The following is a 26,595-nucleotide window of genomic DNA, read 5'->3' on the forward strand; positions in this document are numbered from 1 at the left end:
GAGCCGCCGGGGCCCCCACGGGCTCATCCGCGTGTCCCCACCCCGTTAGACTCGACCTTTGGCACGTTTGCGCCCTTGTCGTCGAACCGGGGTCGCCCCAGCCAGCCCAACGGAAGCACGGGAAGAGATGTCGGCACCCAATAAGTCGTACGACCCGGTCGAGGTCGAAGCCTTGAAACCGGAAGAGATCGAGCGCATGCGGGACGAGGCGCTCGCCGCCTTCGCCGCCGCCGGCGACCTCGACGCGCTCGCGCACGCCAAGACGGCGCACACCGGCGGCACCTCGCCGCTCGCCCTCGCCAACCGCGAGATCGGCGCGCTGCCCCCGCAGGCCAAGGCCGCGGCCGGCAAGCTCGTCGGCCAGGCCCGCGGCGTCGTCTCCAAGGCGCTCGCCGCCCGCCAGGCCGAGCTGGAGGACGAGCGCGACGCGCGCGTCCTCGTCGAGGAGGCCGTCGACGTCACCCTGCCGTACGACCGGATCCCGGCCGGCGCCCGCCACCCGCTCACCACCCTCATGGAGCGCGTCGCCGACGTCTTCGTCTCCATGGGCTACGAGGTCGCCGAAGGCCCCGAGGTCGAGGCCGAGTGGTTCAACTTCGACGCCCTGAACTTCGTGCCGGACCACCCGGCGCGGCAGATGCAGGACACCTTCTTCGTCCAGGGCCCCGAGGGCACCACGGGCGACGAGTCCGGTGTCGTGCTCCGCACCCACACCTCGCCGGTCCAGGCCCGCACCCTCATCGACCGGGAGCCCCCGGTCTACGTGGTGTGCCCCGGCCGCGTCTACCGCACCGACGAGCTCGACGCCACGCACACCCCGGTCTTCCACCAGATCGAGCTGCTCGCCGTCGACGAGGGCCTCACCATGGCCGACCTCAAGGGCACCCTCGACCACATGGTCCAGGCGCTCTTCGGCGCGGACATGAAGACCCGGCTCCGCCCGAACTTCTTCCCCTTCACCGAGCCGTCCGCCGAGATGGACATGCTCTGTTACGTCTGCCGCGGCGAGTCCGTCGGCAACCCCGACCGTCCCTGCCGCACCTGCGGCAGCGAGGGCTGGATCGAGCTCGGCGGCTGCGGCATGGTCAACCCGAAGGTGCTCGTCGCCTGCGGCGTGGACCCGGAGAAGTACAGCGGCTTCGCCTTCGGCTTCGGCATCGAGCGGATGCTGATGTTCCGGCACAACGTGGAAGACATGCGAGACATGGTCGAGGGTGACGTCCGGTTCACCCGGCCGTTCGGGATGGAGATCTGATGCGGGTCCCGCTTTCTTGGCTGCGGGAGTACGTCGACCTGCCGGCGACGGAGACCGGCCGCGACGTCCAGGCCAAGCTCATCACCGCCGGCCTCGAGGTCGAGACCGTCGAGCGGCTCGGCGCCGGCCTCACCGGCCCCCTCGTGGTCGGCAAGGTCCTCACCATCGAGGAGCTGACGGAGTTCAAGAAGCCCATCCGCTTCTGCACCGTCGACGTCGGCCGGGCCAACGGCACCGGCGAGCCCCAGGAGATCATCTGCGGCGCCCGGAACTTCGCCGTCGGCGACAAGGTCGTCGTGGCCCTCCCCGGCGCCGTGCTGCCCGGCGACTTCCGGATCGCCGAGCGCAAGACGTACGGCAAGGTCTCGCGCGGCATGATCTGCTCCAGCGAGGAGCTGGGCATGGGCGAGGACCCGAACCACGGGATCATCGTCCTGCCGCCCGAGCACGAGGTCGGCATCGACGCCACCGTCCTCCTGGAGCTGTACGACGAGGTCCTCGACATCGCCGTCACCCCGGACCGCGGCTACTGCCTCTCGATGCGCGGCGTCGCCCGCGAGGCCGCCATCGCGTACGGGCTGCCGCTGCGCGACCCGGCGCTCCTCGACGTGCCCGCCCCGAACTCGTACGGCTACCCGGTCCAGATCGCCGACCCGATCGGCTGCGACCGCTTCACCGCGCGCACGGTCGTCGGCCTCGACCCCGAGGCGCGGTCGCCGATCTGGCTCCAGCGCCGCCTCCAGAAGGCGGGCATGCGCCCGATCTCGCTCGCCGTCGACGTCACCAACTACGTGATGCTGGAGCTCGGCCAGCCGCTGCACGCCTACGACCGCACCCGGATCGACGGCCCCATCGGGGTCCGCCGCGCCGAGGCCGGCGAGAAGATCACCACCCTCGACGGCACCGTCCGCGTCCTCGACGCGGCCGACCTCGTCATCACCGACAACAGCGGCCCCATCGGCATCGCCGGTGTCATGGGCGGCGCGAACACCGAGATCGCCGACCCGGTGACCGACCCCGAGACCGGCGCCGTCACCGGCTCCACCGAGGTCGTCGTCGAGGCCGCGCACTTCGACGCGATCTCCGTCGCCCGCACCGCCCGCCGCCACAAGCTGTCCTCCGAGGCGTCCAAGCGCTTCGAGCGCGGCGTCGACCCGCAGGCCGCCGCCGCGGCCGCGCAGCGCACGGTCGACCTGCTCGTGCTCCTCGCGGGCGGCACCGCGGAGGCCGGCGTCACCGAGATCGCCGCCCCCTCCGCGCCCCGCACGATCACCCTGCCGGCGAACCACCCCGACAAGGTCGCGGGGGTGGACTACGGCCGCGAGACCGTCGTCCGCCGCCTCCAGGAGATCGGCTGCGACGTCTACGGCCAGGACGAGCTCGTCGTCACGGTGCCCTCGTGGCGCCCCGACCTGAACGAGCCGAACGACCTCGCCGAGGAGGTCATCCGGCTGGAGGGCTACGAGAACCTGCCCTCCACCCTGCCGAAGCCCCCGGCCGGCCGCGGCCTCACCGAGCGCCAGCGCGTCCACCGCCGGGTCGGCCGCGTGCTCGCCGGCGCCGGCTACGTCGAGGCGCTGAACTACCCCTTCATGGGGCAGCAGGTCCTCGACCAGCTCGGCCTCGACGCGGACGACGCCCGCCGCAAGGTCGTCACCCTCGTCAACCCGCTCTCCGACGAGGAGCCCGCGCTCCGCACCACGCTGCTCCCCGGCCTGCTGGCCGCGCTGCGCCGGAACGACAGCCGTGGCAGCCACGACCTCGCGCTCTTCGAGACGGGTCTGGTCTTCCGTCCCGAGGGCGAGCCGAAGGTCGCGGTCCGCCTCCCGGTGGACCGCCGCCCCACCGACGAGGAGATCGCCGGCGTCAACGCCGCGCTGCCCGCGCAGCCGCGCCGCGCCGCCGTCGTCCTGGCCGGCGCCCGCGAGCAGTCCGGCTGGTGGGGCAAGGGCCGCCCGGCCGACTGGGCCGACGCGATCCAGGCCGCCCGCGCCATCGCCGTCGAGGCCGGTGCGGAGCTGCTGATCGACGCCGACCAGCACGCGCCGTTCCACCCGGGCCGCTGCGCCGCCTTCCACGTGGTGATCGACGGGGTCAGGACCCTGGCCGGCCACGGCGGCGAGCTCCACCCGCGCGTCGTCAAGGCGCTGGGCCTCCCGGCCCGCACCTGCGCGATGGAGCTGGACCTGGACGTCCTGGAGAAGGCGAGCGAGGGACCGGTCAAGGCCCCGCGCATCTCCGCCTTCCCGGTCGCCACCCAGGACGTCGCCCTGGTCGTGGACCAGGACGTGCCGTCCGCCGCGGTCGAGTACTACCTGGCCGGCGGCGCGGGTGAACTCCTGGAGTCCATCCGCCTGTTCGACGTCTACACCGGCGACCAGGTCGGCGAGGGCAAGAAGTCCCTGGCGTACGCGCTGAAGTTCCGCGCCGCGGACCGCACCCTCACCGTCGAGGAGGCCACCGCCGCCCGCGACGCGGCGATCGCCCTGGCCGCCGAGCACACCGGCGCCGTCCTGCGCGGCGCCTGACGGCACGGCAGCACCCACGGAGGGCCGCCCCGGGAGCGGATCCCGGGGCGGCCCTCCGCCGTTCCTCCCGCCCCCCGCGCTCGCACACGGCGGCGACGCCCGGCGGTGTGTGCGCGTGGCGCGGGCCTGGCGAAAGGCGGCGTGGGCGGGGTGCTCACTCCTTCGGGTGAGATCGCCGGGGGGCGTTCCCCCGTGGTCCGGACGGTCGGCAGAATCGACGCGGCCACAGGGGCGGACCTGTGTGCCGCAGGGCCTTCGGGCGCTGGCGGGGCTCGGGAAGGGCCGTACATGATCCGTACCAGCCGAGGCAGTCGCACCCGCAGGGACCGGGCGGCGGCCGCCGTCGTCCCGCGGCTCCGCCGGGCGGCCCCGCTCGCCCTTCCCGTCGGCTGGGGCGCCGTGGCCGTGGCGTGGAAGTTCGGCTGTCCGCTGGCCCGGCAGCCGGGGCTGCCGATGCGGATCGCGACCTCTCTCGTCTTCCTGGCCGTCGGTACGGGGCTGGTCCTCGGCGTGCGGCGGGGGCTGCGGCGCGAGCTGGCGCGGGTGCGGGCCGTCGCGGAGGCGACGCAGCGGGTGCTGCTGCGCCCGCCGCCCGCCCGGCTCGACGGACTCGCCCTGGCCGCACGGCAGTTGTCGGCCGCGCGCGGTGCGTCGGTCGGCGGCGACCTGTACGAGGCGGTGGCGACGCCGTACGGGGTGCGGATCGTGATCGGGGACGTGCGGGGCCACGGGCTCGCCGCCCTGGGGGCCGTCGTCGCCGTGCTCGGCAGCTTCCGGGAGGCCGCGCACGACGAGGCCGAACTCGGCGGCGTGCTCAGGCGGTTGGAGCGGGCGCTCCAGCGGCACCTGCGGGAGCGGGTGCGCGACGAGCACCCGGCGGCGGGCGGGGCGGCGCCCGAGCACCCGGTGGCCGAGGAGTTCGTGACGCTGCTGCTCCTGGAGGTCCGCGCCGACGGCCGGCTCGCCGTCCTCGACTGCGGCCACCCCGCCCCGTACCGGCTCGGCCCCCGGCCGGAGCGGCTGCCGGTGGGCGAGCCGCTGCCGCCGCTCGGCGTCCTGCCGCTGCCCGCCGTGCTCGTCCCGTACACCGGGGCCCGGCTGCTGCCGGGCGAGACGCTGGTGCTGCACACGGACGGGGCGGAGGAGGCCCGGGACCGCCGTGGCCGGTTCTTCGCCCTCGACGCGGTGCTCGCCCGCAGCGCCGGACGGCCGCCCGAGGGCGTCGTCCGGCAGGTGCACGAGGCGCTGCTGCGGCACACCGGCGGCCGGCTCGACGACGACGTGGCCCTGCTCGTCGTCCGCAACGACCGCGTCCGCGTGCCGGCGCAGCCCGCCGAACCCGGGCTGCGCCGTCCCCGGCCCGCTCCCTCCACCCACTGCTGAGCGGAAGGTCCGGGGATAACGGGCGCCGCCCGCCCCGCCACGGAGTGTCGGGCAGATCGGCGGGGCGGGCGACGCGGACCGGGCGGCCGCACTGTACGAGGGGGAGCCGGCGGCCCGGTCGTTCCTCGCCTTGCCGGCGAGGAAGCCCAGTCAAGCGGTACGGCCCCGGCGGCGGCAGCGCGCACGGACCGGAAGAACGGGTACTTCGTTCACACCCCGTGCGAAATCGCCCCGGACGAATTCGGCCACCGCTACGCTGAGTTCACCGAGCGACCGGAGGGGCCATGCAGCCCAACACCCTGCTCGACGCCCTCCTGGACGAGGCGGGCGTCTCGAACGCCGGGCTCGCCGACCGCGTGAACCGGGCCGGACGGGCCAGGGGACTTTCCCTGCGTTACGAACACACCGCCGTGGCGCGGTGGTTGAAGGGCCAGCGGCCGCGCGGCCAGGTGCCCGACCTGATCTGCGAGGTGCTGGCCGCCCGGCTGCGGCGGACCGTCACCCTCGACGACATCGGGCTCGGCGTGCCCGGCGGCGGGCCGTCCGCCCCCGGCACCCCGCTGGCCGGCTTCGTCGACCGGGCCACCGCCCTGTGGCGCTCGGACGAGCAGCAGCGCCCGTACCTGGTGGACGCGCCCGCGGTGACCGGCACGCCCGCGGTCGTGCCGGTGTGGGAGTGGGAGAACCCGCCGGAGGACACCGACGTCTCCCGGACCGGCGCGGCCCGGGTGGAGCCCGCCGACATCGCCCTGCTCACCGAGGCCCGCGCGCACTACGAGCAGATGTACCGCAAGGCCGGCGGCATCGCGACCCGCGCCCGGATCGTCGGCTTCCTCACCGCCGAGGCCGCGCCCCGGCTGCGCGGCTCCTACAGCGACGCCCTGGGGCGCTCCCTGCACCGGGCCACCGGGGGACTGGTGGCGGTGGCCGGGATCTGCGCCTACGACGCCGACGCGCACGGGCTCGCGCAGCGCTACTTCCACCAGGCGCTGCGGCTCGCCAAGGCCAGCGGGGACCGGGCCTTCGGCGCCTACGTCATCGCGCTGATGGTCAACCAGTCGCTGCTGCTCGGGGAGTTCCGGCAGGCGGTGGCCTTCGCGGAGGCGGCGCTGCGGGCGGCGGACGGGACCATCACCCCGGCGCTCGCGGCCGACCTGACGGCGATGCAGGCGAAGGCGTACGCCCGGCTGGGCGACGGCACGGCGGCGCGGGACCGGATCCGGCGGGCCGAGGCGGCGGCGGAACGGATCGCCCCGGCGGCGGAGCCGGCCGAGACGGGGTACGTACAGCCCGGCCTCGTCAACGTACAGGTCGCGGAGGCCCTCCTCAGTCTGGGTGATCTCGCGGGGGCGTACGAGCACGCGGCGCGGGCGGTGGGGGCTCCCTCGCACGACCGGGGCCGGGTGCACCGGCTCGCGCTGCTCTGCCAGGTCGAACTGTGCCAGGGCGAGGCGGACTCGGCGGCCCGCACGGCGGTCGAGATGACCGAGCGGGCCCGCGGGATGGAGTCGCGGCGGCTGCGGGACCGGCTGCGGGAGGCCCGGGAGCACCTCCTCGCCTGTGACGCGGGGGACGCGCGGGAGGCGGCGGAGCTGATCGACGGGGCCCTGCGCGTTCCGCTCTGACCGTCGAACTGCTGCGATATTGCCACCGAACAAGCGCCGACCAGTCGGAAGGTGGCAAAACCGTGCAGTGGACGAAACTGAGTGAACGATCCGTCTATGAGAACCGCTGGTTCCGGGTGCACCTCGCGGACGTCGAGCTCCCGGACGGCCGTCACCTCGACCACTATCTGATCCGGCTCCGCCCCGTCGCCGTCGCGACCGTCGTCAACGACGCCGACGAGGTCCTCATGCTCTGGCGCCACCGCTTCATCACCGACAGCTGGGGCTGGGAGCTGGCCGCCGGCGTCGTCGAGGACGGCGAGAGCCCCGAGGCCGCCGCCGCCCGCGAGATGGAGGAGGAGACCGGCTGGCGGCCGGGGCCGCTGCGCCACCTCCTCACCGTCGAGCCCTCCAACGGACTCAGCGACGCCCGGCACCACCTCTACTGGACCGACCGGGCCACCTGGACCGGCCCGCCGGTCGACGGCTTCGAGTCCTCGCGCCGGGCCTGGGTGCCGCTGAAGGAGGTCCCGGAGCTGATCGCCCGGGGCGAGGTCCCCGCCGCGAACATGGCGGCCGGCCTGCTGATGCTCCACCACCTGCGGCTCGGCTGACCCGCGGGAAGAGGGGGACGGCCGGAAGACGGGGGGCGGCCGGAAAGGGTGAACGGCCCGTACCTGTGCGGGGGTACGGGCCGTTCGGGTCGCGGAGAGCGACATCTGGGGGCGCCGGGAGGCGCGGGGGACGCCGGGGCGTCAGGGGTACACGTAGAAGCCGGAGCCCGTCTTGCGGCCCAGCCGGCCCGCGTCGACCATCCGCTGGAGCAGCGGGGGAGCGGCGTACAGGGGCTCCTTGAACTCCGAGTACATCGAGTCGGCGATCGAGGCGATGGTGTCGAGGCCGATGAGGTCCGACAGCTTCAGCGGACCCATCGGGTGGGCGCAGCCGTACTCCATGCCGTTGTCGATGTCCTCGCGGCTCGCGATGCCCGACTCGAACATCCGGATCGCGGAGAGCAGGTACGGCACGAGCAGGGCGTTCACCACGAAGCCCGAGCGGTCCTGGGCGCGGATCGCGTGCTTGCCCAGCAGCTTCTCGGCGAAGGCCTGCGCCCGGCTGATCGTGCCCTCGGAGGTGGTGAGGGCGGGGATCAGCTCGACGAGCTTCTGCACCGGGGCCGGGTTGAAGAAGTGGATGCCGATGACGTGGTCGGGGCGGGAGGTCGCCACGGCCAGCTTCACCAGCGGGATGGAGGAGGTGTTCGAGGCCAGGATGGCGTCGGTCCGGGTCAGGACCTGGTCGAGCACCTGGAAGATCTGGGTCTTGACCTGCTCGTTCTCGACAACGGCCTCGATGACGAGGTCGCGGTCGGCGAACTCGCCCAGGTCGGTCGTGAAGGTCAGGTTGGCCAGGGCCGCGTCCCGCTCCTCCTCGCTGATCTTGCCGCGTTCGGCGGCCTTGGTCAGCGAGTTCAGCAGCCGGGTGCGGCCGATCTCCAGCGCCTCGCCGGTGGTCTCGGCGACCTTCACCTGGAGACCGCTCCGGGCACACACCTCTGCGATGCCCGCGCCCATCTGGCCGCAGCCCACCACTCCGACGCGCTCAATGTCGGCCATGGAGTCCGTCACCTCGTGCCTTTCGCTCTTCTCTGGCGGCGGGCCCCCGTGTGATTCCGGTGCGCACGCCTCGACCCCATGACGTTACTCCGATTCGCGCGATGATCGATCGGTCGGAGGCGGGCATGCTGTCCCCGGGGGTGTGACGTGTCCGACAACTGAGGGGTACAAGTGCGGCCTATCGGGAGAAGAGGGTTTGTGACGACCGCCACGGGAGCGGCATTCGCCGTCGTGGGTCCGGGCGGCTCCGGCGTCGTCGCCACCGCCGCGGAGCGCGCCGGGAGACGGGAGCGCGAGCCGGAACCGCCGCCCGCGCCGGAGACGGAGACGGACATGGAGACGGAGAAGGAGCCGGGGCCGGAGTCCTCGGCGGCGGACTTCCGCTTCCGGGGCATGTGGGTGGCCACCGTCGCCAACCGCGACTGGCCGTCCCGCCCCGGCCTCACCGCCGGCACGCAACGGGCCGAGCTCCTCGCCCACCTCGACCGGGCGGTGGAGCGGCGGCTCAACGCCGTCGTCCTCCAGGTGCGCCCCACCGCCGACGCCCTGTGGCCCTCGCCGTACGAGCCCTGGGCGCAGTGCCTCACCGGCACCCAGGGCCGCGACCCGGGCTGGGACCCGCTCGGCACGGCCGTGGCCGAGGCCCACGCGCGGGGACTGGAGCTGCACGCCTGGTTCAACCCGTACCGGGTGGCCAACCACACCGACCCCACCCGGCTCGCCGCCTCCCACCCGGCCCGGCTCCACCCCGAGTGGACCGTGTCCTACGGCGGGAAGCTCTACTACGACCCCGGGCTCCCCGAGGTCCGGCGCTTCGTCCAGGACGCCATGCTCGACGCGGTGCGGCGCTACCCGGTCGACGCCGTCCACTGGGACGACTACTTCTACCCGTACCCGGTGGCGGGGGAGGGCTTCGCGGACGACGCCAGCCACGCCCGGTACGGCGCGGACTTCCCCGACCGGGGGGACTGGCGGCGGCACAACACCGACCTGCTGGTCTCGGAGACGGCCGCCCGGATCAAGGAGGTCAGGCCCGGGGTCTCCTTCGGCGTCAGCCCCTTCGGGGTGTGGCGGAACGCCGCGGACGACCCGGAGGGCTCGGACACGCGCGCCGGGGTCGCCACGTACGACGACCTCTACGCGGACACCCGCAAGTGGATCCGGGAGGGCTGGATCGACCACGTGGTGCCGCAGCTGTACTGGCACATCGGCCATCCCGCCACCGACTACGCCACGCTCCTCGACTGGTGGAGCGCGGCGGTACGCGGGACCGGCGTCGCGCTCCGCGTCGGCGAGGCCCTGTACAAGGCGGGCGACCCCGCCCAGCCGGCGCCGTGGCAGGACCCGCGGGAACTGTCCCGGCACCTGGCGCTGGCCGCCGGGCGGCCGGACGTCGACGGGCACTGCTTCTTCGCGGCGCGGGAGGTCGCGGAGGACCGCGCGGGGGCGCTCGCCGCCGCCGTGGCGGACCACTACGGGGCACGGGCCCGGCCGCCGCGTCACTGAATCCGCCGCCGAGCGCGCCGCCGGGCCGGGACGACGGATCGCGCCGCCGGGCCGGGTCGTCCCGCCGCGGCCCGGCGGCGCGGTTCCCGTCCCGTCAGCCGCGCTGTTCGCGGTGGCGGACGACGGTGTCGGGGCCGGGCGACATCAGGGCCTCGTGACCGTCGTCCTCGAACTTCACCCGGTACGGGGGAGTGCCGTTCTCCCCCAGCACCTGGAGGACCCGGGCCGTGCGGTCGTGGTGACCCACGGTCCGGCCGTGCACCAGCAGTTCGTCGCCCACACTCGCCTGCATGGGACCTCCTCGCGCGCGTAGGGCCCCTGCCTGCCATTGTGACGCAGGTCATGCCAGGCCGTCGCGTCAGCTCTTCGCGCGCTGGGTCACCGCGATGCAGACCAGGACGCCCGCCGCGGCGAGCGGCGCGGCCAGCGGCAGGTCCTCGCCGAGCAGGAAGACCGACCAGAAGAGCGTGAGGAGCGGCTGGGCGAGCTGGAGCTGGCTGGCGCGCGGGATGCCGATCGCGGCCATCCCGCGGTACCAGACGTACAGGCCGAAGAAGGTGGAGCCGGCGGCCACCCAGAGCAGGCCGATCACGCCGTGCGCGGTGAGGTGCGCCGGTTCGAGGGCGAGCGTCACCGCCGAGGCCGGGACCGTCAGCGGCAGGCAGAACACCAGCGCCCAGCCGATGACCTGCCAGCCGGGCATCAGCCGGGCCAGCCGGCCGCCCTCGGTGTAGCCGGCGGCGCAGACCAGCAGCGCGCCGAAGAGGTAGAGGTCGCCGGCGGAGAGCGCGCCGCCGCTCTGCTGGACGGTGAAGGCGATCACGACGGCGGCGCCGGCGAGGGCCGCGCCCCAGAAGGTCCGGGACGGGCGGCGGCCGGTCCGCGCGGCGGCGAGGACGGCCGTGGTGAGCGGCAGCAGGCCCACGACGACGGCGGCGTGCGAGGTCGTCGAGGTCTGGAGGGCGAGCGTGGTCAGCAGCGGGAAGCCGATCACCACGCCGCCCGCGACCACCGCGAGTCCGGCCCAGTGGCGCCGCTCCGGCGGCGGCACCCGGCCCGCGAGCAGGAAGGCCCCGGCGATCAGGGCGGCGAGCGTGGAGCGGACGGCCACCAGCGACCAGGGCCCGAAGCTCTCCAGGCCCCACACCGTGGAGGGGAAGGTGAGCGAGAAGGCGACCACGCCGGCGAGGGCGAGCAGGGTGCCCTGCGTACGGGGGGAGGCGGTGGCACCCGTCGGCGAGGCGGTGCCGCCACCGGCCGGAGCGCTTCCGGCCCTCGTGTCGACCGCTATCGTCATCGGAGTAGTAGCGCTATTCTGTGCTCTCATGCAGGAGCGTAGCAGTGTGGCAGAACTCGCGAAAACCCTGAGAGCGGAGCTCGACCGCTACTCTCCAGGTGGAAAGCTGCCGTCGAGTCGGACCCTGGTCGAACGCCACCGCGTCTCCCCGGTCACCGTCTCCCGTGCCCTCGCCCAGCTCGCCGCCGAGGGCCTCGTCGTCACCCGCCCCGGCGCCGGCGCCTTCAAGGCCGAGACCCGCGCCGCCCCCGCCTCCGGCGACGCCTCCTGGCAGGAACTCGCCCTCAGCGCCGACGCCGCCGAACTGGTCCCCCGCGCGGTCGACGCCTCCGGCGTCCTCGTCACCCTCGCCGCGCCCCCGCCCGGCGTCGTCGAGTTCAACGGCGGCTACCTCCACCCCTCCCTCCAGCCCGAGCGGGCCCTGGCCGCCGCCCTCGCCCGGGCCGGCCGCCGCCCCGGCGCCTGGGGCCGCCCGCCCACCGACGGCCTCACCGACCTGCGCGAATGGTTCGCCCGGGAGATCGGCGGCGGGGTCACCGGCGCCGAGGTCCTCATCACCGCGGGCGGCCAGTCCGCCCTCACCACCGCCCTGCGCGCGCTCACCGCCCCCGGCACCCCCGTGCTCGTCGAATCGCCCACCTACCCCGGCATGCTCGCCGTCGCCCGCGCCGCCGGACTGCGCCCGGTGCCCGTCCCCACCGACACCGACGGCATCCGCCCCGACCTCCTCGAAGCCGCCTTCCGCGCCACCGGCGCCCGCGTCCTCGTCTCCCAGCCCCTCTTCCAGAACCCCACCGGCGCCCTCCTCCCTCCCTCCCGCCGCCGCGAGGTCGTCCGCATCGCCCGCGCCGCGGGCGCCTTCGTCGTCGAGGACGACTTCGCCCGCCGGCTCGTCCACGAGGACGCGGGACCGCTCCCGCCGCCGCTCGCCGCCGACGACCCCGACGGCGTCGTCGTCCACGTGTGCTCGCTCACCAAGATCACCTCGGCGAGCCTCCGCGTCGGCGCCCTCGCCGCCCGGGGCCCCGTCCTCGAACGCCTCCGCGCCATCCAGGTCGTCGACAGCTTCTTCGTCCCCCGCCCCCTCCAGGAGGCCGCCCTCGAACTCGTCGGCTCCCCCTCCTGGCCCCGCCACCTGCGGACCGTCTCCCAGGAGCTCAAGGCCCGCCGGGACGTCCTCACCGCCGCCGTCGCCCTCCGCCTCCCCGAACTCGCCCTGCCCCACGTCCCCTCCGGCGGCTACCACCTCTGGCTCCGGCTCCCCGACGCCCTCCCCGAGGCCGCCCTCCTCACCGCCGCCCTGCGCGCCGGCGTCGCCGCCGCCCCCGGCCGCCCCTACTTCTGCGCCGAACCCCCGGCCGGCCACATCCGGCTGAGTTTCGCGGGTGTCGCCGGTCCCACGGAGATCCACGAGGGCGTCCGCAGGCTGCGGACCGCCCTGGACGAACTCCTTCCGTGACCGGGCCGGGACGCCGACCGCGCGCGGAAGGCGTCCCGACAGCCGGGAAACCCACCTGACACGCGCCGGAGCCGCTGGCATCCTGCGCCCATGAGCGAGACCACCACCCCCGCACCCCCCGCCGTACCCGCCCCCGCGCCCGTCGTCCTCCACGAGGCGTACGAGATCTCGGCCGACCCGGACCGCCTGGACGCCGCCCGCGTCCACCACTGGCTCTCCACCGACTCCTACTGGGCGGGCGGCCGACCTCGGGAGAAGCAGGACCGGGCCATCGCCGGCTCGCTCAACTTCGGGGCCTACCACCGCGACACCGGAGAGATCGCCGCCTACGCGCGCGTGGTCACCGACTACGCCACCTTCGCCTGGCTCTGCGACGTCTACGTCGACCGCCCGGCCCGCGGCACCGGACTCGGCACCGCCCTCGTCACCGCCGTCCGCGACCACCTGGAGCCGTACGGGCTCCGCCGGATCATGCTCGCCACCGCCGACGCCCACGGCGTCTACGAGAAGGTCGGGTTCACGCCACTGCAGAATCCGGACAAGTGGATGGCTCTCGGACAGCACTGAACCGGGGCCTCCCGGTCCCCCCGCACCGCCCCTTGACCCGGGGCCCCACCGGCCTCACGATCGCGGCCATGGGTCTTCGGGTCACGCTGGTCGCGGCGGCGCGCAGCACCTCCCTGCTCGCCGAACGCTTCGACGACGACCGGCCGCTCGACGAGGCCGGCTGGTACGAGGTGCAGCAGGCCGCGCCCGCGCTCCTCCCGCTCGGCGCGGCCGAACTCCGCTACTGCTCCCCGACCCTGCGCAGCCGCGCCACCGGCACCGCCCTCGGCTACGCCCCGCTCGCCCAGCCCGCGCTGCGCGACTGCGACATGGGCCGCTGGCGCGGCCTCACCCTCGCCGAGGTCGCCGCCCTCGAACCGGCCGCCGTCGACGCCTGGCTCGCCGACGCCCGCTCCGCCCCGCACGGCGGCGAACCCCTCCTCGCCTTCATCTCCCGGATAGGGAACTGGCTCGACACCCGCCCCGCCGACGACACCACCGCCACCGACGACACCACCGCCACCGACGTCACCGTCGTCGCCGTCGCCGAACCCTCCGTCGTCCGCGCCGCCCTCGTCTACGCCCTCCGGGCCGCCCCCGCCACCTACTGGAGCGTCGACGTCCGCCCCCTGTCGACCGTCACCCTCACCGGCCGCCCCGGCGCCTGGCACCTCCACCTGGACGCGCCGGCGCTGCGCTGACGGGCGGGACGGGAGCCGGGCCCCGGGCGGGGCGGGAGCGGGAACGGGCGCCGGGGCGGAGCGGCTAGCCTGGGGGCACGATGAACCGTTTGACCACGCCATGGGGCGACGTCACCCTCACCCGCCACCCCGAGGACCCGCGCGATCCGCTGCGCGCCTGGGACGCGGCCGACGAATACCTCCTGAACCACCTCGCCGAGACCGGCACCGACCTCTCCGGCACCGTCGCCGTCCTCGGCGACCGCTGGGGCGCCCTCGTCACCGCGCTGCGGGCCGCAGGGCCCGGCGGACTCGTCCAGATCTCCGACTCGTACCTCGGGCGCGAGGCCACCCGGACCAACCTCGCGCGGGCCGGAGCCGGCCCCGGCGCCGTCCGGCTGCTCACCACCCAGGACCCGCCGCCCGCGCGGATCGACGTCCTCCTCGTCCGCGTCCCCAAGAGCCTCGCGCTCCTGGAGGACCAGCTGCACCGGCTCGCCCCCGCCGTCCACGAGGGCACCGTGATCGTCGGCACCGGCATGGTCAAGGAGATCCACACCTCCACCCTCACCCTCTTCGAGCGGATCCTCGGCCCCACCCGCACCTCCCTCGCGGTGAAGAAGGCCCGGCTGATCCACACCACCCCCGACCCGGCCGCCGCGCCCGGCCCGAACCCGTGGCCGTACCGCTACGACCTCCCGGCCGACACCCCCGCGCCCGGCCTCGCCGGCCGCACGGTCACCAACCAGGCGGGCGTCTTCTGCGCCGACCGCCTCGACATCGGCACCCGCTTCCTCCTCGGCCACCTGCCCCGCGGCCTCGGCCGCGCCCGCGTCGCCGACCTCGGCTGCGGCAACGGCGTCGTCGGCCTCGCCGTCGCCCTCGCCGAACCCGACGCCGAACTCCTCTTCACCGACGAGTCCTACCAGGCCGTCGCCTCCGCCGAGGAGAACTTCCGCACTCACGCGGGAGAGGACCGCAAGGCCGAGTTCACCGTCGGCGACGGCCTCGCCGACGTCCCCGCCGGCTCGCTCGACCTCGTCCTCAACAACCCGCCCTTCCACAGCCACCAGGCCACCACCGACCGCACCGCCCGCCGGATGTTCTCCGACGCGCGCCACGCACTGCGGCCCGGCGGCGAACTCCTGGTCGTGGGCAACCGCCACCTCGGCTACCACGTCACCCTCCGCCGCATCTTCGGCAATGCGGAACTGGTCGCGAGCGACCCGAAGTTCGTGGTGCTGCGGGCGGTCAGGCGCTGAGGGGTCGGGGGCGTGCTCCGGGCCGTCCCCGGTCGTCGCCCGCCGGATCGACGCCCTGGACGAGGAGATCGACCGCCTGACGCGGCTGCGGGCCTCCCTCGCCGCCGCCTCCGGCGCGGTCCCGCGCCCGCCCGCAGGCGACCGGATGACCGGATGACCGGGTGACCACGGGCGGGCGGGTGGTCGGCGGGAACCGGCCCCGGGGGGCCCTCACTCCTCCGGCAGCACCACGTCCAGGGCGCGCAGACGTTCCGCCCCCGTCGTGATGTCGACGGCGGAGATCCGGTCGCGGCGGAAGCCGAACGCCACCGCCGCGACGGGCCTCCCGGCCGCGAACGCCACCACCCCGACCGCGCCGTCGACCAGGGCGGGCCGCAGCGCGTCCCCGGACCGCGCCGCCAGGGCGACCGCGGCCGCCACCGCCGCGATCCCGTGCACCGGACCCCGTTCCGCGTACACGACCGCCTCCGGGTCGAGCAGCGCGGCGATCGCCACGGCGTCACGCGCGCGTGCGGCGGCCAGAAAGGCGTCCACGACCACCCGCCGCCGCCCCGGATCGCCCCCGCCCGGCACCGTCTCCCGGCCCCAGGCGGCCCCTCCGCCCCAGGCCGTCCCCCCGCCCCAGGCCGTCCCCCCGCCCCGGACCGCCTCCCCGCCCCGCAGTCGTTCCCGGGCCCTCCGTGCCCGCCGGGCGGCTTCGGCGGGGGTGCCGCCCATGACCCGGGCGGTCTCCCCGGGCGGCAGCCCGAAGACGTCGTGGAGGAGGTACGCGAGCCGCCGAGGGGCCCCGAGCCGGTCCAGTACGGCGAGGAAGCCGAGGAGCACGGTCTCGTCCAACCCCTCCGGCAGCCCCTCCAGCAGCCCTTCCCGCGCTCCTTCCTGTACTCCCTCCCACAGCCCTTCCGGCAGTCCCTCCGGCGAGGCCCCCGCCTTCCCGTCCGTCTCCTCCTCCCGCCCGGCGCCCTCCAGGCACGCCCGGACGACCAGGGCCGCCAGCCAGAGCCGCGCCACGGCCGGCGCGTCCGCCTCCAGGCCGGCCCGGACCCGGCCGAGGACGTCCGCGGCCTCCGCCTCCGCCCCGGGGCCCAGGACGCGCAGGGCCACGCCCCGCAGCCGTTCCTCCTCGGCGTCGAACCGCGCGCCCAGCGCGGTCACCACAGCGTCGTCGTCCATGGGGTCCCACTTTCCGTCAGGTGTCTTCACCTGCCTGACGGGACGCCCACGCCCGTTGTGACGGTGCCGGGCGGCGGGTCCCGCCTCAGCCGCGCAGCAGCTCGCGGGCGATCACGCGGCGGGCCTCGGCGAGCTCCGCGTCGACGCGTGCGGCCCGGTCGGCGTCCAGCGCGATCCGGGGCTCGTACTCCTCGCCCGAGGTGAGGAGCCGGTGCCGCAGGTGCGTCGGCGGGTGGGTGCTGTCGACGCTGTGCCCGCGCAGTTCGCCGGCCCGGCGCAGCCGCTCGTACTCGGTGGCGGGGACGCCGGCGGCCTGGACGGCGAGCCGCTGCCACAGTCCCTCGGCGGGGTTCTCGGCGCGGCTGCCGCTGCGCCGGGTGCGGGCCCCGACGATCTCCCGGCGCAGCGCGCCCGCCAGGATCTCGGCGCAGAGGAGCCGGTCCATCACCCCGGCCGCGGCCTTCGAGCCGCCGACCCGGGCGGCGGCCTCGTCGGCCAGGTACTCGGCGCGCTGCGACCCCCGCAGGGTGAGGTGGTCCAGGAGGGTCGTGACGCCTTCGACGGCCAGCCGGGGGAGGACCGTCGTCAGGTTGACGAAGTGGTCGACGAGGGACTGGGGCGGCTGCGGTGCCAGCGTGTACGCCCAGGTGTCCAGGGACTGGAAGGCGCCCGAGACGAGGAGGAGGTGGCGGGTGTCGCCGTGCGCGTAGTGCCCGAACTCGTGGCCGAGGAGGGCGATCCGTTCCTGCGGCGTGAGCACCTCCCAGAGGCCGAGGCCCACGGTGAGGACGCGCCGCTGCCGCAGGCCGTAGGTGCGGACGGAGGCGTTGACGTCGGGATCGACGACGACGGCCGTCACGCCCGTGGTGCCGACCGCGCCGGCGACCTCGTCGAGGAGCGCGAAGAGCTCCGGGGCGTCCGGGCGGCGCAGGACGGGCAGGTCGGGGGCCTCCTTGCGGAGGCCGCGGAGGCTGCCGAAGCGGGGCCGGAGCACCAGGGCGAGGCCGATCGGTATCGCGCTGAGGAAGGGGACGAGGCCCTCGCCCGCGAGGATCATCGCGATGCCGCCGGCGAGGAGGGCGAGGGTGACGCCGTGCACGGCCAGGGCGAGGGCGGTGGCGAGCAGGGCGGAGTTGCCGCGCCCGGCCCGGTCGGCGCCGTCGCCCCTGCCGCCGGCGGCGGTGAGGTCGGCGAAGAGCTGTTCGCCGTAGCGGCGGGCGAGGTTCCGCCGGGCCCGCTCGATCCGGCCGTCCGGTTCCCCGGCGGCGCCGGGGTCGGTGTTCCAGCCGCAGTCGGCGCACCAGGCGACGTACGCCCCGCCGCCGGTCAGGCCGGTCCCGCAGTCGGGGCAGACGGTGTCGGCCGTCCGCCGTTCGCCGATCGTCTCGGTCATGGTGGTACCCCCCACCGGGGCGGGCCGTGACGACGGTCCGCCCCCTTGTGCTCCTGAGTGTTCTCGCCCGGCGTGTTCCTGTCGTACGCGGAGGCGAGGACGCACTTTAGGCCATGGGGGAGCGACGGCCGGACCGGCGGAGGACCAGCCTCCCAGTGCGGAGGACCAGCCCTCCAGTACGGAGGACCAGCCCTCTTGTACGAGGGCTCAGCCTTCCAGCGCGAAGGTTCGGCCCTCCAGCGCGGCGAGCTCCTTGCCCGCGCGTTCGGCGACGAGGGCGAGGACGCGGCCGGCGGCGGCCAGGTCCTCGGTGGGGATCCCGCCCCAGACACGGGCGGCGTGGGGTGCGACCTCGGCGCCGACGGCGGCGAGCAGGGCGCGGCCCGCGTCCGTGGGGAGCAGGTGCGGACCGTCCGCGGCGAGCAGCCCCTTCGCGCGCAGGGCGTCGAGGTCGGCGCGGATGCCCGCCGGGTCGGCCTTGAGTGAGGCGCGGACCTCGGCGACCAGTTCGTCCGGGGTCCGCGGGGCGTCGGCGGTGACGGCGGCGCGCAGCGCGATCTGCTGCGGGAAGGTGGCGCCGTGCCGGGCCAGGACGTGCTCCAGGACGCCCCGGGCCGCGTAGTGGGCCAGTCCGAGCAGCCGGGCGTCGGCGAGGGGCGCGGTGGCGGAGGTGGTGCCGACAGCGGAAGAGGTGCCGGTGGTGGTCATGGTGTTGCCCCCTGAGTGGTCGTGTCGTCATGTGCGGAACCGCGTACGGAGCCGGGCGCGGAGGGGAGGAGCGGTACGTCGAGCAGGGCCGTCAGCTCGTCGGTGAACGCGCGCGTCCGGTCCGCGTCCAGTCCGCCCAGCGGTTCCAGGAGCTGCTGGAGCAGGTCCTGCACCACGTCGACGGCCCGCCGGGTGACCGCCTGCCCCTCCTCGGTGAGGGAGAGCTGGACGGCGCGCGGGTCGCGCGGGTCGCGGGTGCGCTCGACGAGCCCGGCGGCCTCCAGGGCGCGGGCCAGCTTCGAGACGTACAGCGCCTCCATGCCGGTGTGGTCGGCGAGCCGCCGCTGGCTGGGCCGCTCGCCGCCGCGCTGCATGCCGTGCAGCGACGCGACCAGCGAGTACTGCGCGTGCGTGAGGCCCAGGGGAGCCACCGCCCGGTCGACCGCGACCCGCCACTTGTTGGCGAGCCGCCACACCAGAAAGCCGGGAGTGGGACCCGGGGAACCCTTGCTCATGACGAATACAGTACATGGCTACTATGTACATGGCTACTAAATTCCGGGAGGGGCGGGCCGCGGCGTCGGAGCGGTCGGGCACGGGTCGGGGGCGGGGCGGGCGAGGCGGCCCCGGATGCGCCCTGCACCCCCTCCCTCCACCCTGGGAGTGAAGCCCTCCCCACCTCGTTGCATAAAACTACGGCTCCACGTATAGTCATGCCATCCATGAGGAGGGTTCTTCGATGACGGTACGAGCAGCAGTCGCGGGCGCGAGCGGATACGCGGGCGGGGAACTCCTGCGCCTCCTCCTCGCCCACCCCCAGGTCGAGATCGGCACGCTCACCGGCCACTCCAACGCCGGCCAGAAGCTCGGCGGCCTCCAGCCGCACCTGCTGCCGCTCGCCGACCGGGTCCTCGCGCCCACCACCGCCGAGGAGCTCGCCGGCCACGACGTCGTCTTCCTCGCCCTCCCGCACGGCCAGTCCGCCGCCGTCGCCGAACAGCTCGGCGACGACGTCCTCGTCGTCGACATGGGCGCCGACTTCCGCCTGAAGGACCCGGCCGACTGGGAGACGTACTACGGCTCCCCGCACGCCGGCACCTGGCCCTACGGCCTCCCCGAACTGCCGGGCGCCCGCGCCGCGCTGGAGGGGTCCAAGCGCATCGCGGTGCCCGGTTGCTACCCCACCGCCGTCTCGCTCGCCCTCTTCCCGGCGTACGGCGCCTCCCTCGCCGAGCCCGAGGCCGTGATCGTCGCCGCCTCCGGCACCTCCGGCGCGGGCAAGGCCCTCAAGCCGCACCTGCTCGGCAGCGAGGTGATGGGCAACATGACCCCGTACGGCGTCGGCGGCGGCCACCGGCACACCCCCGAGATGATCCAGAACCTCTCCGGCCCGGCGGGCGAGCGGGTCACCGTCTCCTTCACCCCCACCCTGGCCCCGATGCCCCGCGGCATCCTCGCCACCTGCACCGCCGCCGCGAAGCCGGGCGTCACCGCCGAGGCCGTGCGCGCCGCGTACGAGAAGGCGTACGCGGACGAGCCCTTCGTGCACCTCCTCCCCGAGGGGCGGTGGCCCGCCACGGCGTCCGTCCACGGTTCCAACGCCGTTCACGTCCAGGTCGCGTACGACGCGAACGCGCACCGGATCATCGCGATCAGCGCCATCGACAACCTCACCAAGGGCACCGCCGGCGGCGCGGTGCAGAGCATGAACATCGCCCTCGGCCTTCCCGAGGACACCGGACTCTCCACGATTGGAGTCGCTCCATGAGCGTCACCGCAGCGCAGGGATTCACGGCGGCGGGCATCGCCGCCGGGATCAAGTCGAACGGCAACCCGGACCTGGCCCTCGTGGTCAACACCGGGCCGCGCCGCGCCGCCGCGGGAGTCTTCACGTCCAACCGCGTCAAGGCCGCCCCGGTCGTCTGGTCCCAGCAGGTCCTGGCCGACGGCGAGCTGACCGCCGTCGTCCTCAACTCCGGCGGGGCCAACGCCTGCACCGGCCCCCAGGGCTTCCAGGACACCCACGCCACCGCCGAGAAGGTCGCCGAGGTCCTCAGCGCCCGGGGCACCGAGGTCGGCGCCGGCGAGGTCGCCGTCGCCTCCACCGGCCTCATCGGCGTCCTCCTCCCCATGGACAAGCTCCTCCCCGGCGTCGAGACGGCCGCCGCCGAACTCTCCGCGCACGGCGGAGAGAAGGCCGCCATCGCCATCAAGACCACCGACACCGTCCACAAGACGGCCGTGGCCACGCGCGACGGCTGGACGGTCGGCGGCATGGCCAAGGGCGCGGGCATGCTCGCCCCCGGCCTCGCCACCATGCTCGTCGTCCTCACCACCGACGCCGACGTCGACGCCGGGGGCCTGGACGCCGCCCTGCGGACCGCCACCCGGCTCACCTTCGACCGGGTCGACTCCGACGGCTGCATGTCCACCAACGACACCGTCCTCCTCCTCGCCTCCGGCGCCTCCGGAGCCACCCCCGCCCAGGAGGACTTCGCCGAGGCCGTCCGGGAGGTCTGCGCCGACCTCGCCCGCCAGCTCATCGGCGACGCCGAGGGCGCCAGCAAGGACATCCGCATCGAGGTGGTCAACGCGGCCACCGAGGACGACGCCGTCGAGGTCGGGCGCTCCATCGCCCGCAACAACCTCCTCAAGTGCGCCATCCACGGCGAGGACCCCAACTGGGGCCGGGTGCTCTCCGCCATCGGCACCACCTCCGCCGCCTTCGAGCCGGACGCGCTCAACGTCGCCATCAACGGCGTCTGGGTCTGCAAGAACGGCTCCGTCGGCGAGGACCGCGACCTCGTCGACATGCGCTACCGGGAGGTCGTCATCACCGCCGACCTCGCCGCCGGCTCCGAGTCCGCCGTGATCTGGGCCAACGACCTGACCGCCGACTACGTCCACGAGAACAGCGCCTACTCCTCATGAGCAACGCCACGCGGAAGCACACCGCCCTCCCGAAGGCCCAGACGTTGATCGAGGCGCTGCCCTGGCTCACCCGCCACCACGGCAAGACCGTCGTCATCAAGTTCGGCGGCAACGCCATGATCGACGAGGAGCTGAAGGCCGCCTTCGCCCAGGACGTCGTCTTCCTGCGCCACGCCGGCCTCAAGCCGGTCGTCGTGCACGGCGGCGGCCCCCAGATCAGCGCCGCCCTCGACCGCCACGGCATCGTCAGCGAGTTCAAGGCGGGCCTGCGGGTCACCACCGAGGACGCCATGGACGTCGTACGGATGGTGCTCGCCGGCCAGGTCCAGCGCGAGCTCGTCGGGCTGCTCAACCAGCACGGCCCGCTCGCCGTCGGCCTCACCGGCGAGGACGCCCACACCATCACCGCCACCAAGCACCTGCCCGAGATCGGCGGCGAACGCGTCGACATCGGCCGGGTCGGCGAGATCACCGCCATCGACACCGGCGCCATCCAGGCGCTCCTGGAGGACGGCCGCATCCCGGTGGTCTCCTCCATCGCCCGCTCCCAGGACGACGGACATGTCTACAACGTCAATGCTGATACGGCGGCTGCGGCACTCGCTGCGGCGCTGGGCGCCGAGACCCTGATGGTCCTGACCGACGTCGAGGGCCTCTACGAGGACTGGCCGAACAGCGACGAGGTCATCAGCCGGCTCACCGCGAGCCAGCTGGAGAAGCTGCTGCCCGAGCTCTCCAGCGGCATGGTCCCCAAGATGGAGGGCTGCCTGCACGCCGTCCGCAACGGCGTCACCACCGCCCGCGTGATCGACGGGCGCGTCCAGCACTCCATCCTGCTGGAGATCTTCACCGACGAGGGCATCGGCACGATGGTCGTGCCGGACGGACAGGGGGAAGCGTGAGCAACCAGCAGCTGACCGAGCGGTGGCAGGGCTCGCTCATGAACAACTACGGCATCCCGCGCCTGCCCCTCGTCCGCGGCGAGGGCGCCAGGGTCTGGGACGCCGACGGCACCGAGTACCTGGACTTCGTCGGCGGCATCGCCGTCAACGCCCTCGGCCACGCCCACCCGGCCGTCGTCGAGGCCGTCACCCACCAGATCCAGAGCCTCGGCCACGTCTCCAACCTCTTCGTCGCCGAACCGCCCGTCGCCCTCGCCGAGCGCCTCCTCGCGCTCTTCGGCCGCCCCGGCAAGGTCTTCTTCTGCAACTCGGGAGCCGAGGCCAACGAGGCCGCGTTCAAGATCGGCCGGCTCACCGGCCGGACCCATATGGTCGCCACCGAGGGCGGCTTCCACGGCCGCACCATGGGCTCCCTCGCCCTCACCGGCCAGCCCGGCAAGCAGACCCCGTTCCTGCCGCTCCCCGGCGACGTCACCCACGTCCCCTACGGCGACGCCGAGGCGCTGCGCGCCGCCGTCACCGAGGAGACGGCCCTCGTGATCATCGAGCCGATCCAGGGCGAGAACGGCGTCGTCGTCCCGCCGCCCGGCTACCTGAAGGCCGCCCGCGAGATCACCCGCGCCACCGGCACCCTCCTCGTCCTCGACGAGGTCCAGACCGGCGTCGGCCGCTGCGGCCACTGGTTCGAGCACCAGGCCCACGAGGGCGTCGACCCCGACGTCGTCACCCTCGCCAAGGGCCTCGGCGGCGGCCTGCCGCTCGGTGCCACCGTCGCCTTCGGCGAAGCGGCCGAGCTCCTCGCCCCCGGCCACCACGGCACCACCTTCGGCGGCAACCCGGTCGCCTGCGCCGCCGGCCTCGCCGTCCTCGACACCCTCGGCGCCGACGCGGCCCTCGACCACGTCAAGTCCGTCGGCGAGCGGCTGCGCTCCGGAATCGAGGGCCTCGGCCACCCGCTGGTCTCCCATGTCCGTGGTGCGGGCCTCCTGCTGGGTATCGTGCTCACCGAGCCCCTCGCGCCCCAGGTGCAGCAGGCGGCTCAGGACGCCGGCCTCTTGGTGAACGCGCCCGCCCCCGACGTCGTACGGATCATGCCTCCGCTGGTCCTCACCGACGCCGAGGCGGACGCCTTCCTGCGGGCCCTGCCGGCCGTCCTGGAGAAGGCGCACGAGGCGAACGGGCAAGGACGAACCGGAGAATGAGGCGACGATGACCGACGCGCAGGGGAACGAGCACGGAGGGCCGTCGGTCCCGCAGACCCGCACCGCACGCCACCGCAGGATCGTCGACATCCTCAACCGGCAGCCGGTGCGGTCGCAGAGCCAGCTCGCCAAGCTCCTCGCGGACGACGGGCTGAGCGTCACCCAGGCGACGCTCTCCCGCGACCTCGACGAGCTCGGCGCGGTGAAGATCCGCAACACCGGCGGCGAGCTGATCTACGCGGTCCCCAGCGAGGGCGGCTTCCGCACCCCGCAGGCCCCCCTCGGGGAGTCCGCCAAGGAGGAGCGCATGCGCCGCCTCTCCGGCGAACTCCTCATCTCCGCCGAGGCGTCCGCCAACCTGGTGGTCCTGCGGACCCCGCCCGGCGCCGCCCAGTTCCTCGCGTCCGCCATCGACCAGGCCGAACTCCACGCCATCCTCGGCACCATCGCCGGCGACGACACCCTCCTCCTCATCTCCCGCGACCCCACCGGCGGCCAGGCCCTCGCCGACCACCTGCTGCGCCTCGCGCAGAAGGGGAACTGAACCCCGGTCAGTAGCGCAGGATCGCCGTCGGCCCCCGCCGGGTGCCGACGGCGATGTGCGGGCGGCGGGCGGGATCGGCCCAGGCGAGGACCGCCCGCATCGCGCCGGCGGCCACGGACACGCACCCCGCGGTCGCCCCGCGCCCGTTCACGTGCAGGAAGATCCCGGCGCCCCGCATGCGTACGGGGCGTGCATAGTTGAAGCCGATGACGAGCGCGTGGGCGTACTGGGTGCCGTACGCGACGAGGTGCTCGGCCTCGGTGGCCCGGCAGTCCGCGGGCAGTTTCTCCACCCAGCGGTTGTAGGCGCGCGAGTCGTTGTCCTGGCACCACCAGGAGTCCCCGGTCGCGCGGACGTAGCGGTAGCGGGTGCCGGCGGGGGCGGGCCGGACGCCGAAGGCGTACGGCAGGTCGTAGAGGCCGGTCGGCGTGGTGTTCGTGCCCTGGCGGCGGGTGGTGCCCTCGGCCAGTCCGTTCGCGCCGAACCGGGCGGGCGCCGATCCCGCCCGCACCCACCGGCCGCCCCGCCGGTCCCACCAGGTCAGGGTCCCGGTGGTGGCGGAGGCGTCGGCGGCGACGGCGGTGATCAGCTGGGACCCGCCGCCGGTGTCCGCCATCCGCGCGGGCAGCGGCACGGGTACGGGCGCGGGCGCGGGCACGGCTGCCGGGAGGCAGAGCAGGGCGGCGCCGAGGGCGAGGAGGATGCGCATGCCGCGACGCTAGGTCGGCGTCCGGCCCCCCGCCCGTCGTGCGGGGCTATTCGGCGGGCAGCGGCGGCAGCGGAAGCGGCAGCGCGGGCAGTCCGTCGAGGCTGGTGGCGATGTGGTCCTTGCCCTCGCAGTACGCGTTGAACTCCTCGTCCGTCTTCCGGTTGAAGTAGTCCGCGTGCAGCGACCGCTCCTCCCGGTACTCCATCACCGGCACCGCGAAGCCGCAGGAGTCGCTGACCCGCTGGGCGTGCACCAGCACGATCGCCCGGGCGCTGATCTGGTCCTTGACCGCCTCCTCGGGGAAGCGGGCGAAGAGCTCGGGCCAGCGCGGGTCGTCGCGCAGCACCGCCTCGCCGGTGCCGTGCACGCGCACCACGGTCGGCGGGCCGGAGAAGGAGGTCCACATGAGGGTGATCCGCCCGTTGCCCGGCTCGCGGAGGTGGGCGATGGTCTCGGCGCTGCTGCCGCCGAAGTCGACGTAGGCCAGGGTCAGTTCGTCGAGGACGACGAGGGTGCCCTTCCGGCCCTTGGGGGAGAGGTTGACGTGACCGTCGCCGGACAGGGGCGCGGTGGCGGTGAAGTAGACGGGCTGGGCCTCGATGAAGGCCCGCAGCCGCCCTTCGATGCGCTCGTATGTTTTTCCCATGGGGGTATTCTCCGCCCCCGGGAATCCGGCTTACCCGTACAGGGCCCGCTTCGCCTCCCGTACGACGGCGGGCTCGGGGTCGTCGAGCAATGCCCTCATCCGTGCCGGCTCCACGGCGTCGAGCAGCCGCAGCCCCGCGACCGCCGCGGCCCGCACCCGCCCGCCGCCGTGCGCCGTCAACTCCCGGAGCAGCGGCGCGTCCACGCTCCGCGTGCCGCACTCGCCGAGCCCGAGCGGCGCCCGGTCCGGGACGTCCGGTCCGGTGCAGGCGGCCCGGTACGCGGCGACCGGGTCGCGCCCGCCCTGCCGCAGCACCCAGCGCGCGCACGCGCGCGTGCGTCCCGACCGGTCGTAGAGGTACGGCTCCGCCTCCGCGTGCCGGCCGGCCCCGCGCAGCGCGGTCACCCCGGCGGCCCGCACCCGCCCGGAGCGGGAGCCCAGGAGGACGGGCACGGTCGCGTCCGGCTCGTCCGCGGCCACCGCGGCGGAGGCGGCCCGCTCCTGCACCACGGGGTCGTGATCGCCGGCGGCCACCAGGGCCAGCCCCAGCCCGCTGTACAGCCCGCGGTCGAGGACGGCGGAGAGCGCGGCCCGCCGGGTCGGCCCGTCAGGACAGCCGAGCAGCAGCGTATTCACCCGCGCCACGTCCCCGTGCCGCAGCAGCCCGTCGAGCAGCTCCGCCGCCGCGCCGCCCCGCAGCCGCCGGCCGAGCCGCAGGATCACGGGCGCGGTGACGGCGAGGCTCTCGTGCGAGGCGGCGGGCAGTTGCTCCCGCAGCACGGCCAGCGCCCGCGCGCGGACGGGCTGCGCCCAGTCCGCCGCCCGCACCGCGACCAGCGGCAGCACCTCGGGCCGCCCCGCCGCGTGCGCCAGCGCGGCCTGCCGGATCCGTCCGTCCGGGTCGCACAGGGCGAGCGCGAGCCGCGCCTCGTCGGGCGTCTCCCGCACCCGGTCGGCGGCCCGGTCCCAGAGTCCCCGCCATCCCGGCCCGTGAACTCCGGTGAGCCAGCCGTGCGAGGGCGCGAGGGCCCCGTGCCGGACGGCGTGCCGCACGTCCCCGTCCAGCCGGATCCACGCCTTCGGACGCGTCACGTCCAAGGACCGGTGCAGGGGCGCCCCCCGCTCCAGCCGCCGGACCGCCGCCTTCCGGGACTCCGCCTCGTGTGTCATGGAGGGGAGGTTAGGTGCCGGGATCCGCACCCGCCCGCGATTTTCCGCCCGGCGGCCCGGGCCGCCGGGCGGTCGCACCGC

General features: G+C 74.8%; 25 protein-coding genes. 15 read left to right on the forward strand and 10 right to left on the reverse strand.

Annotated features, from left to right (window positions below; genetic code table 11):
• Positions 1-127 precede the first annotated feature (127 nt).
• The 5 genes from pheS (at position 128) to IE326_RS31545 (ending at position 7,384) form a co-directional block, all read left to right on the forward strand.
• The gene (pheS, locus tag IE326_RS31525; RefSeq protein ID WP_150227334.1) at positions 128-1,255 is read left to right on the forward strand and encodes a phenylalanine--tRNA ligase subunit alpha; all 1,128 of its coding nucleotides are present in this window, start codon (positions 128-130) and stop codon (positions 1,253-1,255) included.
• The gene (pheT, locus tag IE326_RS31530) at positions 1,255-3,783 is read left to right on the forward strand and encodes a phenylalanine--tRNA ligase subunit beta (protein WP_190043958.1); all 2,529 of its coding nucleotides are present in this window, start codon (positions 1,255-1,257) and stop codon (positions 3,781-3,783) included. Before pheS ends, pheT begins: the two co-directional genes overlap by 1 nt.
• Before the next feature lie 288 nt (positions 3,784-4,071).
• On the forward strand, positions 4,072-5,166 hold the full coding sequence (locus IE326_RS31535) for a PP2C family protein-serine/threonine phosphatase (protein ID WP_190043959.1): 1,095 nt from the start codon (positions 4,072-4,074) through the stop codon (positions 5,164-5,166).
• A 284-nt stretch (positions 5,167-5,450) separates the two neighbouring features.
• Entirely contained in the window at positions 5,451-6,791 is a 1,341-nt protein-coding gene (locus IE326_RS31540) for an NsdA family TPR-like regulatory protein (protein WP_150227331.1), read from the forward strand.
• 62 nt (positions 6,792-6,853) lie between these two features.
• Positions 6,854-7,384 (forward strand): NUDIX hydrolase, encoded by a 531-nt coding sequence (locus IE326_RS31545; protein ID WP_190043960.1) that lies wholly within the window; start codon positions 6,854-6,856, stop codon positions 7,382-7,384.
• Between the two features lie 141 nt (positions 7,385-7,525).
• Here IE326_RS31545 and IE326_RS31550 read toward each other — a convergent pair whose 3' ends face one another.
• Positions 7,526-8,386: a 3-hydroxybutyryl-CoA dehydrogenase gene (locus tag IE326_RS31550; protein WP_190043961.1), complete on the reverse strand. Its 861-nt coding sequence runs from the start codon at positions 8,384-8,386 to the stop codon at positions 7,526-7,528.
• A 171-nt stretch (positions 8,387-8,557) separates the two neighbouring features.
• Here IE326_RS31550 and IE326_RS31555 point away from each other — a divergent pair, with 171 nt between their 5' ends.
• Positions 8,558-9,892, forward strand: coding sequence for a glycoside hydrolase family 10-like protein (locus IE326_RS31555; RefSeq protein ID WP_444545379.1), 1,335 nt, complete (start codon positions 8,558-8,560; stop codon positions 9,890-9,892).
• A 94-nt stretch (positions 9,893-9,986) separates the two neighbouring features.
• On the opposite strand, the gene IE326_RS31560 is transcribed toward IE326_RS31555, so the two are convergent.
• A complete protein-coding gene (locus IE326_RS31560; protein ID WP_190043962.1) occupies positions 9,987-10,184 on the reverse strand; it encodes a DUF1918 domain-containing protein in 198 nt (65 codons plus the stop codon).
• Positions 10,185-10,250: 66 nt separating this feature from the next.
• The gene (locus IE326_RS31565) at positions 10,251-11,219 is read right to left on the reverse strand and encodes a DMT family transporter (protein WP_190043963.1); all 969 of its coding nucleotides are present in this window, start codon (positions 11,217-11,219) and stop codon (positions 10,251-10,253) included.
• Between IE326_RS31565 and IE326_RS31570 the strand changes: the two genes are divergently transcribed.
• From IE326_RS31570 to IE326_RS31585, 4 genes are all read left to right on the forward strand, one after another.
• Positions 11,218-12,648: an aminotransferase-like domain-containing protein gene (locus IE326_RS31570; protein WP_190043964.1), complete on the forward strand. Its 1,431-nt coding sequence runs from the start codon at positions 11,218-11,220 to the stop codon at positions 12,646-12,648. The two genes, IE326_RS31565 and IE326_RS31570, sit on opposite strands and share 2 nt — an antisense overlap.
• Before the next feature lie 90 nt (positions 12,649-12,738).
• A complete protein-coding gene (locus IE326_RS31575) occupies positions 12,739-13,215 on the forward strand; it encodes a GNAT family N-acetyltransferase (protein WP_150227325.1) in 477 nt (158 codons plus the stop codon).
• 68 nt (positions 13,216-13,283) lie between these two features.
• Positions 13,284-13,895, forward strand: a complete 612-nt coding sequence (locus IE326_RS31580; RefSeq protein ID WP_190043965.1) for a histidine phosphatase family protein — start codon at positions 13,284-13,286, stop codon at positions 13,893-13,895.
• Positions 13,896-13,975: 80 nt separating this feature from the next.
• Positions 13,976-15,136, forward strand: a complete 1,161-nt coding sequence (locus tag IE326_RS31585) for a methyltransferase (RefSeq protein ID WP_190043966.1) — start codon at positions 13,976-13,978, stop codon at positions 15,134-15,136.
• A 210-nt stretch (positions 15,137-15,346) separates the two neighbouring features.
• Here IE326_RS31585 and IE326_RS31590 read toward each other — a convergent pair whose 3' ends face one another.
• The 4 genes from IE326_RS31590 to IE326_RS31605 form a co-directional block, all read right to left on the reverse strand.
• Positions 15,347-16,309, reverse strand: coding sequence for a sigma factor-like helix-turn-helix DNA-binding protein (locus tag IE326_RS31590; RefSeq protein ID WP_190043967.1), 963 nt, complete (start codon positions 16,307-16,309; stop codon positions 15,347-15,349).
• A gap of 85 nt (positions 16,310-16,394) precedes the next feature.
• A complete protein-coding gene (locus tag IE326_RS31595; protein ID WP_190043968.1) occupies positions 16,395-17,702 on the reverse strand; it encodes a M48 family metalloprotease in 1,308 nt (435 codons plus the stop codon).
• Positions 17,703-17,909: 207 nt separating this feature from the next.
• Positions 17,910-18,410, reverse strand: a complete 501-nt coding sequence (locus IE326_RS31600; RefSeq protein WP_190043969.1) for a winged helix DNA-binding protein — start codon at positions 18,408-18,410, stop codon at positions 17,910-17,912.
• Entirely contained in the window at positions 18,407-18,925 is a 519-nt protein-coding gene (locus IE326_RS31605) for a MarR family winged helix-turn-helix transcriptional regulator (protein WP_190043970.1), read from the reverse strand. Before IE326_RS31605 ends, IE326_RS31600 begins: the two co-directional genes overlap by 4 nt.
• Before the next feature lie 224 nt (positions 18,926-19,149).
• Here IE326_RS31605 and argC point away from each other — a divergent pair, with 224 nt between their 5' ends.
• From argC to IE326_RS31630, 5 genes are read left to right on the forward strand one after another with little or no spacing between them, the layout of a single operon-like run.
• A complete protein-coding gene (gene argC, locus IE326_RS31610) occupies positions 19,150-20,178 on the forward strand; it encodes an N-acetyl-gamma-glutamyl-phosphate reductase (protein ID WP_190043971.1) in 1,029 nt (342 codons plus the stop codon).
• A complete protein-coding gene (gene argJ / locus IE326_RS31615; protein ID WP_190043972.1) occupies positions 20,175-21,341 on the forward strand; it encodes a bifunctional glutamate N-acetyltransferase/amino-acid acetyltransferase ArgJ in 1,167 nt (388 codons plus the stop codon). The genes argC and argJ overlap by 4 nt, the downstream gene beginning before the upstream one ends.
• On the forward strand, positions 21,338-22,243 hold the full coding sequence (gene argB, locus IE326_RS31620) for an acetylglutamate kinase (protein ID WP_150227316.1): 906 nt from the start codon (positions 21,338-21,340) through the stop codon (positions 22,241-22,243). The genes argJ and argB overlap by 4 nt, the downstream gene beginning before the upstream one ends.
• Entirely contained in the window at positions 22,240-23,445 is a 1,206-nt protein-coding gene (locus IE326_RS31625; RefSeq protein ID WP_190043973.1) for an acetylornithine transaminase, read from the forward strand. Before argB ends, IE326_RS31625 begins: the two co-directional genes overlap by 4 nt.
• Positions 23,446-23,452: 7 nt before the next feature.
• Positions 23,453-23,989 carry an arginine repressor gene (locus tag IE326_RS31630; RefSeq protein WP_030756161.1) on the forward strand — a complete coding sequence of 179 codons (537 nt, stop codon included), beginning with the start codon at positions 23,453-23,455 and terminating at the stop codon, positions 23,987-23,989.
• 7 nt (positions 23,990-23,996) lie between these two features.
• Here the strand turns inward: IE326_RS31630 and IE326_RS31635 are convergent, their stop codons facing one another.
• From IE326_RS31635 to IE326_RS31645, 3 genes are read right to left on the reverse strand one after another with little or no spacing between them, the layout of a single operon-like run.
• Positions 23,997-24,698 carry a L,D-transpeptidase family protein gene (locus tag IE326_RS31635; RefSeq protein ID WP_150227314.1) on the reverse strand — a complete coding sequence of 234 codons (702 nt, stop codon included), beginning with the start codon at positions 24,696-24,698 and terminating at the stop codon, positions 23,997-23,999.
• A gap of 46 nt (positions 24,699-24,744) precedes the next feature.
• Entirely contained in the window at positions 24,745-25,344 is a 600-nt protein-coding gene (locus IE326_RS31640; RefSeq protein WP_190043974.1) for a pyridoxamine 5'-phosphate oxidase family protein, read from the reverse strand.
• Positions 25,345-25,374: 30 nt separating this feature from the next.
• Positions 25,375-26,514 (reverse strand): hypothetical protein, encoded by a 1,140-nt coding sequence (locus IE326_RS31645; protein ID WP_190043975.1) that lies wholly within the window; start codon positions 26,512-26,514, stop codon positions 25,375-25,377.
• Positions 26,515-26,595 lie beyond the last annotated feature (81 nt).

The organism is Streptomyces filamentosus, from assembly GCF_014654895.1.
Classification (GTDB): Bacteria; Actinomycetota; Actinomycetes; order Streptomycetales; family Streptomycetaceae; genus Streptomyces; species Streptomyces filamentosus.

Coding starts and splice junctions, on each gene's coding strand:
- pheS (WP_150227334.1), top strand. CDS start 128: ATGTCGGCACCCAATAAGTCGTACGACCCGGTCGAGGTCGAAGCCTTG.
- pheT (WP_190043958.1), top strand. CDS start 1,255: ATGCGGGTCCCGCTTTCTTGGCTGCGGGAGTACGTCGACCTGCCGGCG.
- IE326_RS31535 (WP_190043959.1), top strand. CDS start 4,072: ATGATCCGTACCAGCCGAGGCAGTCGCACCCGCAGGGACCGGGCGGCG.
- IE326_RS31540 (WP_150227331.1), top strand. CDS start 5,451: ATGCAGCCCAACACCCTGCTCGACGCCCTCCTGGACGAGGCGGGCGTC.
- IE326_RS31550 (WP_190043961.1), bottom strand. CDS start 8,386: ATGGCCGACATTGAGCGCGTCGGAGTGGTGGGCTGCGGCCAGATGGGC.
- IE326_RS31560 (WP_190043962.1), bottom strand. CDS start 10,184: ATGCAGGCGAGTGTGGGCGACGAACTGCTGGTGCACGGCCGGACCGTG.
- IE326_RS31570 (WP_190043964.1), top strand. CDS start 11,218: ATGCAGGAGCGTAGCAGTGTGGCAGAACTCGCGAAAACCCTGAGAGCG.
- IE326_RS31565 (WP_190043963.1), bottom strand. CDS start 11,219: ATGAGAGCACAGAATAGCGCTACTACTCCGATGACGATAGCGGTCGAC.
- IE326_RS31575 (WP_150227325.1), top strand. CDS start 12,739: ATGAGCGAGACCACCACCCCCGCACCCCCCGCCGTACCCGCCCCCGCG.
- IE326_RS31580 (WP_190043965.1), top strand. CDS start 13,284: ATGGGTCTTCGGGTCACGCTGGTCGCGGCGGCGCGCAGCACCTCCCTG.
- IE326_RS31585 (WP_190043966.1), top strand. CDS start 13,976: ATGAACCGTTTGACCACGCCATGGGGCGACGTCACCCTCACCCGCCAC.
- IE326_RS31590 (WP_190043967.1), bottom strand. CDS start 16,309: ATGGACGACGACGCTGTGGTGACCGCGCTGGGCGCGCGGTTCGACGCC.
- IE326_RS31595 (WP_190043968.1), bottom strand. CDS start 17,702: ATGACCGAGACGATCGGCGAACGGCGGACGGCCGACACCGTCTGCCCC.
- IE326_RS31600 (WP_190043969.1), bottom strand. CDS start 18,410: ATGACCACCACCGGCACCTCTTCCGCTGTCGGCACCACCTCCGCCACC.
- IE326_RS31605 (WP_190043970.1), bottom strand. CDS start 18,925: ATGAGCAAGGGTTCCCCGGGTCCCACTCCCGGCTTTCTGGTGTGGCGG.
- argC (WP_190043971.1), top strand. CDS start 19,150: ATGACGGTACGAGCAGCAGTCGCGGGCGCGAGCGGATACGCGGGCGGG.
- argJ (WP_190043972.1), top strand. CDS start 20,175: ATGAGCGTCACCGCAGCGCAGGGATTCACGGCGGCGGGCATCGCCGCC.
- argB (WP_150227316.1), top strand. CDS start 21,338: ATGAGCAACGCCACGCGGAAGCACACCGCCCTCCCGAAGGCCCAGACG.
- IE326_RS31630 (WP_030756161.1), top strand. CDS start 23,453: ATGACCGACGCGCAGGGGAACGAGCACGGAGGGCCGTCGGTCCCGCAG.
- IE326_RS31635 (WP_150227314.1), bottom strand. CDS start 24,698: ATGCGCATCCTCCTCGCCCTCGGCGCCGCCCTGCTCTGCCTCCCGGCA.
- IE326_RS31640 (WP_190043974.1), bottom strand. CDS start 25,344: ATGGGAAAAACATACGAGCGCATCGAAGGGCGGCTGCGGGCCTTCATC.
- IE326_RS31645 (WP_190043975.1), bottom strand. CDS start 26,514: ATGACACACGAGGCGGAGTCCCGGAAGGCGGCGGTCCGGCGGCTGGAG.